The sequence below is a fragment of the Gracilibacillus kekensis genome, from assembly GCF_900143085.1.
Taxonomy (GTDB): Bacteria; Bacillota; Bacilli; order Bacillales; family Amphibacillaceae; genus Gracilibacillus; species Gracilibacillus kekensis.
In genome coordinates this window covers 417,005-425,670 of sequence record NZ_FRCZ01000004.1, presented here as the reverse complement: position 1 = coordinate 425,670, position 8,666 = coordinate 417,005, and the positions used below count along the sequence as shown (strand labels likewise).

Genomic DNA, 8,666 nt, shown 5'->3' with positions numbered 1-8,666 from the left:
CAAGCTATTAAAACGCTAAATGAACAATTACCCTCTGGTGCCTTTCAAACAGCCACAGTAGACAGAGGCAAAGAGTTCGCTTGTTATCGTACCATTGAACAAGATACCGACATCAAAGTGTATTTTGCGGATCCTTATTCATCTTGGCAACGTGGTAGTAATGAGAATGCGAATGGGCTTTTAAGAGAGTTCTTCCCTAAGCAAACGGATTTAGCCAACGTTTCCAATGATGAGTTAGAAGGAGCTCTATCTTTAATTAACAATAGACCAAGAAAATGCTTGAATTGGAAAACTACACACGAAGCGTTTCAGGAAGAACTGTTGCACTTAATTTGACAAAAGGTCAATGATAATAAGATTTGGTGTGATATACATGCAACAGAAAGCTCGTATAATGTATGATATAATAATGATTTTATTGGTGATACTTACGATCCTGACACTTTGGGTTGACCATACAGTAAATTCAACTATAAATTTCATTGTCTGGATCATATTTTTAGTAGATTATATTATTCGCATTTTTCTAGTTAAAAACAAATGGGATTTTATTAAGAAGAATCCGTTATTACTACTTGCTGTAATACCTTTAGATCAGTTGTTTCAAGTTGCTCGTATCGTTAGAATCGTGTATTTGTTTCGAATTAAAACCATTACTAAATACTATATTAGCCCTTATCTTAGAAAGCTTAGTTATACGAAGAAATTAATAATACTATTAGCGGTTCCGGTCTTGTTGTTCATCGAAACGGTTGTTATATGGCAATTGAATAACAACTTATCCTTTTGGCATGAAGCATTTATTATTGTATCTCAACATTTATTTATTTTTGCAAATAGTTTAGAGACGATTAATCATTTTCCTAGTATCATATTATTAACGATAACTTCAATTTTTGGAGTGATTATCCAAGGATTAGTCTTGCAATGGCTATTTGATAAATTAGAAAAATTTTGGCATGAACGTAAAAAGATATTCTCATCAATGAAAAGTGGGGGATAATCATGTTTTTAATAGAAGCATTTGTGTATATAGGAACTATTGCATTTGCGATTTCAGGTTCTTTAATTGCGATAAAGAAAAATCTAGATGTATTTGGTGTGATACTATTAGGTTTAACTACCGCCTTGGCAGGTGGTGTCATAAGAGATCTAATGATTGGGAATATTCCACCTACTAATTTAGCGGATCCGCAATATTTTTTAGTTAGCCTGTTAGCGAGTATCGCCACCATACTATTTTATGATAAAATCAACCGTTTTGAACATGGTATTTTGTTTTCTGATGCTATTGGATTAGGTGTTTTTACTGCGGTTGGTGCAAATGCAGCAATTAATTTAGATTACTCACAACCGTTTTTAATTGTTGCCATGGGCTTAGTTACTGGAATTGGCGGTGGTGTGTTGAGAGACGTTTTTGTAAGAGAAGTGCCATTAGTGTTTCGTAAAGAGATTTATGGGATTGCTTCTATTGCTGGTTCGATAGCATTAATTAGCACTTATGAACTCTTATCTCCGATAATAAGCTTGTATATATGCTTAACGATCACGCTAAGCATTCGTATCCTTGCAGTAAAATGTAAATGGAATGTACCAATTGTTCATAAAAAGACTGGGGTAAACAAACGAACCATCAATTCATAGCTTTATGGTTCGTTTGATTATTTGTAATGTATCCTGAAATAATAACTCCTAAGGTAATAATAAGGCTCATTATGATTGTAATCCATCCAGATTCCAATAGAAAAAATTGATGAACGATAGGTTCATGTACCATCATATCTACACCTGTATAGACTAATATTGCTGAACCTATATACATTAAATAAGGATAACGTTTTAGTAAATGCACAATAAATTTTGCTCCAAAAATCATTAAGGGAATACTGATCATAACACCAATTGCTAACAACGTTACATTACCTTTAGACGCACCAGCAATCGCTACTACATTGTCTAAACTCATAATGATATCTGCCATGATAATTGTGAACACGGCATGATATAGCGATTGATGTGATGTAATGTTTTGTACTTCTTCATCCTTAATCAATATCTTATAACCAATCCAAATCAACAGTAAACCACCTACTAAATAAATGAACGGGAACTTTAAAAGAAATATTATTCCGCTTGCAAATATAATACGTAAAATTATGGCACCTGCCACACCAATTAAGATGGCTTTATTCTGAAGATTTTTATTTAGATTTTTGGTTGCCATAGCAATAATAAGAGCGTTATCTCCTGAAAGAACAATATCAATAGTAATAATATGTAACAAACTCATCCAATCTATATTTGCCCAATTTAGCGCAATTAAAAAGGTAGTCACCGGTTAATCCCCCTTTACAATCCATCAATTATTGTACGTCTTCACTTTACTATATGCTTGTCTAATATTTAATTATTACTACTTTTTATATGCAATACATGTCGAAATATAATGAAATTTGTAAAAGTGTGTTCAAATCTTGTCTTTTTATGTATAATGAAAATGTTACTAATTACTAAGGAGTAGGCGTATGGAAGCAAAAAAGCAATTAAAATACATAATAGCAGTAACATTAGCAGTAACTTCTATTTTTATTGTGTTTCTGTTATTTAAATCAAATCAAATCATGAATAATATGAATGCTTCTGAAACAGACCCAATTAAAGTCTTAATATTATCTGGTGATACTTTAAATGATCAAAGTTGGGGAAGTTTAGCATATAAAGGTAAACTATTAGTAGAAGAAGAATATAATGCCGAAGTTGAAGTACTAGGTGAGATAGAAATAAGTACTGAAGTTTCTCCTACAGTTGAAGAATATGTAGCGGAAGGATATGAACTGGTAATTGGTCATGGCAGAGAATTTTCAGAACCATTTTACAGAATTGCAAACCAGTTTAAAGATACGCAATTTGCCACATTACATGGAGATTATTTGGAGAATAATTTGGCTGTTTATACGTTTAATCAAAATGAAATAGAAGTTGTTGCTGGAATGGCAGCAGCTTTAAAAACAGAGACCAAAAAAATAGGCTTAATTGATGCAGTAGATAATGAGCACTCTGATTGGGGATTTCCAAAAGGTATAAAAAAAATAAATAAAGATATTGATCTTATTTATGAAGTAGTTCCTGAAAGAACAGATAAGTCAACAGCAAAAAATGTAGCATCTGAAATGATTGACAATGGTGTGGACGTTATCTACTCAAAAGGAAACAGTTACAATCAAGAAGTAATTAACTATGCAAAAGAAAAAGGCATTTATGTTATTGGTTATCTTGAAGACCAATCCTATATGGCTAAAGATGCAGTGTTGACTAGTGTACTAAATAATGTTCCTCAAGCTTACATGGCAATCGTTAAAAATTATTTGAATGAAGATGAAATGATATCTGAGAAAAGAATACTAGACTCTAATGATGGGGTATATGGACTTGCTCCACTTGGCCCGATGTTTTCAGAAGAAGAAATATCGATTATGGAAGACTTAACAAATCAAATTATTGAATATTAAGGAATCAAGTAGGTTAGGAGAAATGTAATGGTAACCTTTTTTAATAAATTATCTTTTCGCAACAAATTATTGAGCATTCTCCTTATCGTTATGTTTATTTTTAGCGGTTTTTCTCTTTTATTAATACAGTCTATTGAAGACGTAAGTAAAGTAACAAATGCAATTAAAGATGAAAATATTCCAACCTTAATATGGTATAATCAGTGGGAAAAAGAATTAGAGATAAAAAAGCAGCTCGTTACAAATCACGTTAATGATAATTTTACTTCAGACTTTCAAGCTGATTTTTCGGAGCATGACATAGTTAAGAATAATACATCTTTACAAGAGGAATATCCAATCCCCAAAAATGTGGAGTCTTTACATAATCAATTGATGTTACTAGACTTTATTATTACAAATAAAGTCTTTGGATTACTCGAGTATAATGAAACTGAGGCAGCTGAAAATGTAATTAATAGTGAATACTTACCTAAATTAGAACTTTTAAAAGAACAAATTATTACGAAACGTAACTCGGAATTTAATGCACTTCAAAATAACACGAACACATATCCGAAGATAATTGAAAAATCACTTTATTTTTTATTGCTCATTACTGTTTTAGGTATTCTATTATCATTATATTTCTCTTTTAAAATGAGCAAAAGCATAACGAAACCTATAGAAACTATGGTAGGTAAAGTTAATAAAATTGCAAATGGAAACTATGGCGAGACTATAGGCAGCTCAACGCAAATAGAATTACAAAGTTTAGCTACCTCTATTAATCAAATGTCGACTAGTTTGCAACAGTCCTTCCAACAAATTGTTGAAGATAAGGTGAAGCATGAACAAACGTTGAACTCTTTACCAATTGGCATTATTACGTATGATAATAACGCAAAAGTATATTTAGCAAACTCCTTTGTTCGAGGATTATTTCACTTTGAAGGGGAAAAAATAAATGATAGTGATTTAATGGAGAAACAAGGTCAATATCCTATTTTTCAAATGTTATTGTCAGATGAATCGATTATAAATAAAAAGATTAATCTTACTATTGATGAAACGGATTATGTCTTTTTGGTATCACAAAGTAACTTAAAAGATCATAATCAGATAACTACTGGAAAGATCCTTTACTTTGTCGATATTACAGAATCGGCTATTTTAGAAAATCGAATAATTCAATCTGAGAAATTGGCATTAGTAGGAGAGATGGCAGCTAGTTCAGCCCATGAAATACGCAATCCATTAACTGTTATACATGGCTTTTTAACTCTTATGAAAGAGTCAATGTCATCTGAAGAAATGAAAAAATATAATTTCCATTTAATGATGAAAGAGATTGATCGATTATATTCAATCGTGGAACAAATGTTGTTGATGTCTAATCATCAAAAACCCGAAAAAGACATGATAATATTTTCTGAACTATTAAATGATTTATTACCGTTAATGTACAGTTCATTGGAAGCAAAAAATATAAAAGTTATTACAGATATACGAGATGAATATATACTAGCTGATCAAAAACAATTAAAACAAGTTTTCTTAAACTTATTTAGAAATAGCAAAGATGCTATTGGGGATAATGGTTTGATCACGATTGAGACACAGGTTGAGGATGATGAGTATGTTATTTATTTCTCTGATAATGGATCAGGTATTCCAAAATCAATCAAAAAAGTACTGTTTGAACCATTTTCAACCTCAAAATCGAATGGTACAGGTTTAGGTTTAAATGTAGTTCGTCGAATAATTAAGAATCATCAAGGAAAGATAATGTTAGATTCAAGCAATCCCAAAGGTACAGTCTTTAAAATTACTTTGCCTTTAATTAAAAATCAATAAAGAACTAGGCATTCGAATTGAAAATAGTTTCTAATGTTGTTACTATTTAGAAAAGGTATTTCCAAAAGAAAGGATTGATTGATAATGGAATTTAATCTGTTTATGGGTGATATAGTAGATTCGGCAAGAAATGAAATCAGACAGGCTGGCTTTGATGAGTTAACTACTACGCAAGATGTTAAAGAAGCTTTAGAAAAAAAAGGAACAACTTTAGTTATGGTAAATTCAACTTGTGGTTGTGCGGGTGGAGTTGCGAGACCAGCAGCTGCAAGTGCTATCCATTATGATAAGCGACCAGATCAATTAGTAACAGTTTTTGCAGGTCAAGACAGAGAGGCTACAGAATTAGCGAGACAGTATTTTGAAGGATATCAGCCTTCTTCACCATCTTTCGCTCTATTAAAAGATGGTAAAATTCAAAAAATGGTGGAAAGACACGAAATTGAAGGACATAGTCCTGTAGAAGTTGTAAATAAGCTTCAAGAAATGTTTGATCAACATTGTGAGGAATTATAAGAAGAAGGAAAAGACATCCAATCTATGGATGTCTTTTCCTGTTATTTTTTGAACAAACTATTACGTGTCTTAATAACTGCTACTAGTATATGTTCTACTTGATAGACAGAAATTCTGAATTAGTTTGCAAACATTGCTAAACCTGCGGTAAAAGTAGATAATACCATTGCAAGAATCATTATATATATAATTACTTTTATTCTTTTTTCACGTTTTGATGCCATTTCAAATCCTCCTTTATGCGCACACTACTCATTTATATTTTACATGTAATTAATCAAGAGGACAAGTAAATAATAATTAAAAAAGGAGCAAACATTGTGATTAATCGAGATAGAATAATTCAACAATTTCTAGAATTAGTACAAATTTCCTCTGAAACTAAAAAAGAAAGAAAAATAGCAAATTATTTAATTAAACTGTTTAAAGAGAATAATTTAGAAGTAATGGAGGATAAATCCCATCAAAAAACGGGCCATGAAGCAGGGAATATTATTGCAAAATTAAAAGGTTCAAATGTTGAAAAACCAGCTATCTACTTTACAGCTCATATGGATACTGTCGAACCAGGGAATGGAGTAAAACCGGAAATATATGATGATGTTATTTATTCAGATGGTTCGACCATATTAGGTGCAGACGATAAAGCAGGTATTTCAGCGATTATCGAATTGATTCATCTAATTAAGGAAAAACCTGTGGATCATGGCGATATATATTTTGCTATTATGAGTGGGGAGGAATCAGGTTTAGTTGGTTCTAAACATTTTAATATAGCTCATCTTCCTGTTCAGTATGGTTATGCATTAGATAGTGATGGGGATGTCGGCACCATCATTACGGGGGCACCAGCCCAAGTGAAAGTTTATGCTACTATTAAAGGAAAAGCAGCGCATGCTGGTGTTAATCCCGAAAAAGGTGTTTCAGCTATCAGTATGACGGCAAAAGCCATTACAAAAATGCCTTTAGGGAGAATTGATGAAGAAACAACAGCTAATATCGGTAGCTTTGAAGGGAAAGGACCAACGAATGTCGTCTGTGAACAAGTTTTATTAATTGCTGAAGCACGTTCATTATCAATAAAGAAATTAGATGAACAGGTAGAAAAGATGTGTGTTGCATTGAAGCAGACTTCTGAGCATATGGGTGGCGAGGCAGAGATTGATTTAAAATATATGTATCCCAATTATCAATTTAACGAATCTGATCAAGTAGTACAAATAGCAATGAAAGCTGTAAAAGCTATTGGAAAACAGCCTTACTTGAAAATTAGTGGCGGAGGAAGTGATGCTAATCACCTTTCAGGTAAAGGTATTCCAACTGTTAATCTTGGCGTGGGATATGAAAATATTCATACTAAAAATGAACGGATTCACATTTCCCACTTAACTGAGTTACCAGCCTTGTTATATGAGATAATAAAATGAGATACTTTATTAAAGGGATTTATAAACAGCCACAATGTTTGATGAAACATATCAGGTAGTTGTCGTCTGTTTATTGCCACACCAATTAAAGTTTAACTCTGAAGGTAGCGATATTACGGACGATGACACCGAATAAAAGAATCAATAAAATGAGTGTGATGAAATGAAAGAATGGTATCCAAAAAGTGGACGAGTCATTTTACACGTCGATATGAACAGTTTTTATGCTTCTGTGGAAATAGCAGATGATCCTAGCCTTAAAGGGAAACCTCTTGCGATTGCAGGAAACCCAGATGAAAGAAAAGGAATTATTGTAACGAGTAGTTATGAGGCGAGGAATAAAGGAGTAAAAACGACGATGTCTCTTTGGCAGGCAAAAAAGTTGTGTCCAAACTTAATTGTAAAGAGACCAAATTTTGAGCGTTATCGAGAAATATCGAGTCAAATATTTCGTATATTAGAAGAATATACCCCTTATGTTGAGCCTGTTTCAATAGATGAAGCCTTTATGGATATCACCGATAGTTATGAGTTGGGAAACCCGCTTGATATAGCTCGTGATATTCAAATACATCTAGCGAAGCAATTAGATCTCCCCTGCAGCATTGGTGTTTCACCAAATAAGTTTTTGGCGAAAATGGCTTCTGATATGAAAAAACCAAATGGGATTACCATATTAAGAAAGCGAGATGTAGCTACTAAGCTCTGGCCACTTCCGATTGAAGAAATGTATGGTATCGGTAAAAAAACAGCAGATAAGTTAAATAAATATCAGATCGAGACAATCGAGGACTTAGTCGAAACAGATACAATGTTATTAAAAGGCTTATTAGGAGTAAACGGAGAAAAGTTAAAAACAAGAGCTTTAGGGGAAGATCCAAGACCAGTGGATCCTGAAAGAGCAAGCAGCTTTAAAAGTATCGGTAGTTCTCAAACTTTCCCTATGGACATCCATCAATATGACATATTAATTGAACAATTAAAAATCCTATCCGATAGTGTGGAGAAACGTTTAAAACGGAAATCAGCTGTAGGCGATACCGTCCAATTAATGATTCGCTATAGTGATAGAAAAACCATTACCAGGAGAATGAAGTTAAATCGTTTCATAGAACTATCACAGGATATTTTATATTACGGAGAAATATTATTGGAAGAACATTGGAATGGTGAACCTGTTAGGTTGTTAGGCATTACCATACAGCATGCGATTCCTAAAGATAATCTAACGTATCAACTGGATCTGTTTCGGTATAAAGAAGAACTTTAGTTAAAACTCACTAAAATGGCTTGTAAGATTCAATGATGCTTGTACAATGCAATCGTGCTATCTTGCCCATTTCTTTTACCACTGACAGAAGTACAACATCTACAAAAG

The 8,666-nt window shown here is 32.6% G+C and carries 10 protein-coding genes; 8 read left to right on the top strand and 2 right to left on the bottom strand.

The window, feature by feature from the left end:
- The 3 genes from BUC25_RS12380 to BUC25_RS12370 form a co-directional block, all read left to right on the top strand.
- Positions 1-336 (top strand): IS30 family transposase (locus BUC25_RS12380; RefSeq protein WP_139251822.1); only part of this gene is annotated, 336 nt, incomplete at its 5' end.
- A 37-nt stretch (positions 337-373) separates the two neighbouring features.
- Positions 374-1,003 carry a transporter gene (locus tag BUC25_RS12375; RefSeq protein WP_073202171.1) on the top strand — a complete coding sequence of 210 codons (630 nt, stop codon included), beginning with the start codon at positions 374-376 and terminating at the stop codon, positions 1,001-1,003.
- Between the two features lie 2 nt (positions 1,004-1,005).
- Complete coding sequence (locus tag BUC25_RS12370) at positions 1,006-1,644, top strand: trimeric intracellular cation channel family protein (RefSeq protein WP_073202170.1); 639 nt, start codon at positions 1,006-1,008, stop codon at positions 1,642-1,644.
- Here BUC25_RS12370 and BUC25_RS12365 read toward each other — a convergent pair.
- The gene (locus BUC25_RS12365; RefSeq protein WP_244535177.1) at positions 1,634-2,335 is read right to left on the bottom strand and encodes a TerC family protein; all 702 of its coding nucleotides are present in this window, start codon (positions 2,333-2,335) and stop codon (positions 1,634-1,636) included. The two genes, BUC25_RS12370 and BUC25_RS12365, sit on opposite strands and share 11 nt — an antisense overlap.
- A 190-nt stretch (positions 2,336-2,525) precedes the next feature.
- Here BUC25_RS12365 and BUC25_RS12360 point away from each other — a divergent pair, with 190 nt between their 5' ends.
- The 3 genes from BUC25_RS12360 to BUC25_RS12350 all read left to right on the top strand — a co-directional run bounded on the left by BUC25_RS12360 (position 2,526) and on the right by BUC25_RS12350 (position 5,861).
- Positions 2,526-3,509: a BMP family ABC transporter substrate-binding protein gene (locus BUC25_RS12360; RefSeq protein ID WP_073202169.1), complete on the top strand. Its 984-nt coding sequence runs from the start codon at positions 2,526-2,528 to the stop codon at positions 3,507-3,509.
- Positions 3,510-3,536: 27 nt separating this feature from the next.
- Positions 3,537-5,345, top strand: coding sequence for a sensor histidine kinase (locus tag BUC25_RS12355; RefSeq protein WP_073202168.1), 1,809 nt, complete (start codon positions 3,537-3,539; stop codon positions 5,343-5,345).
- Positions 5,346-5,429: 84 nt separating this feature from the next.
- Positions 5,430-5,861 carry a BrxA/BrxB family bacilliredoxin gene (locus BUC25_RS12350; protein ID WP_073202167.1) on the top strand — a complete coding sequence of 144 codons (432 nt, stop codon included), beginning with the start codon at positions 5,430-5,432 and terminating at the stop codon, positions 5,859-5,861.
- A 119-nt stretch (positions 5,862-5,980) separates the two neighbouring features.
- Here BUC25_RS12350 and prli42 read toward each other — a convergent pair whose 3' ends face one another.
- Positions 5,981-6,085: a stressosome-associated protein Prli42 gene (prli42, locus tag BUC25_RS19395; protein ID WP_156416115.1), complete on the bottom strand. Its 105-nt coding sequence runs from the start codon at positions 6,083-6,085 to the stop codon at positions 5,981-5,983.
- 96 nt (positions 6,086-6,181) lie between these two features.
- Here prli42 and BUC25_RS12345 point away from each other — a divergent pair, with 96 nt between their 5' ends.
- Positions 6,182-7,288, top strand: a complete 1,107-nt coding sequence (locus BUC25_RS12345; protein ID WP_073202166.1) for a M20/M25/M40 family metallo-hydrolase — start codon at positions 6,182-6,184, stop codon at positions 7,286-7,288.
- A 163-nt stretch (positions 7,289-7,451) separates the two neighbouring features.
- Positions 7,452-8,558 (top strand): DNA polymerase IV, encoded by a 1,107-nt coding sequence (locus BUC25_RS12340; RefSeq protein ID WP_073202165.1) that lies wholly within the window; start codon positions 7,452-7,454, stop codon positions 8,556-8,558.
- The last annotated feature ends 108 nt before the right edge of the window (positions 8,559-8,666 follow it).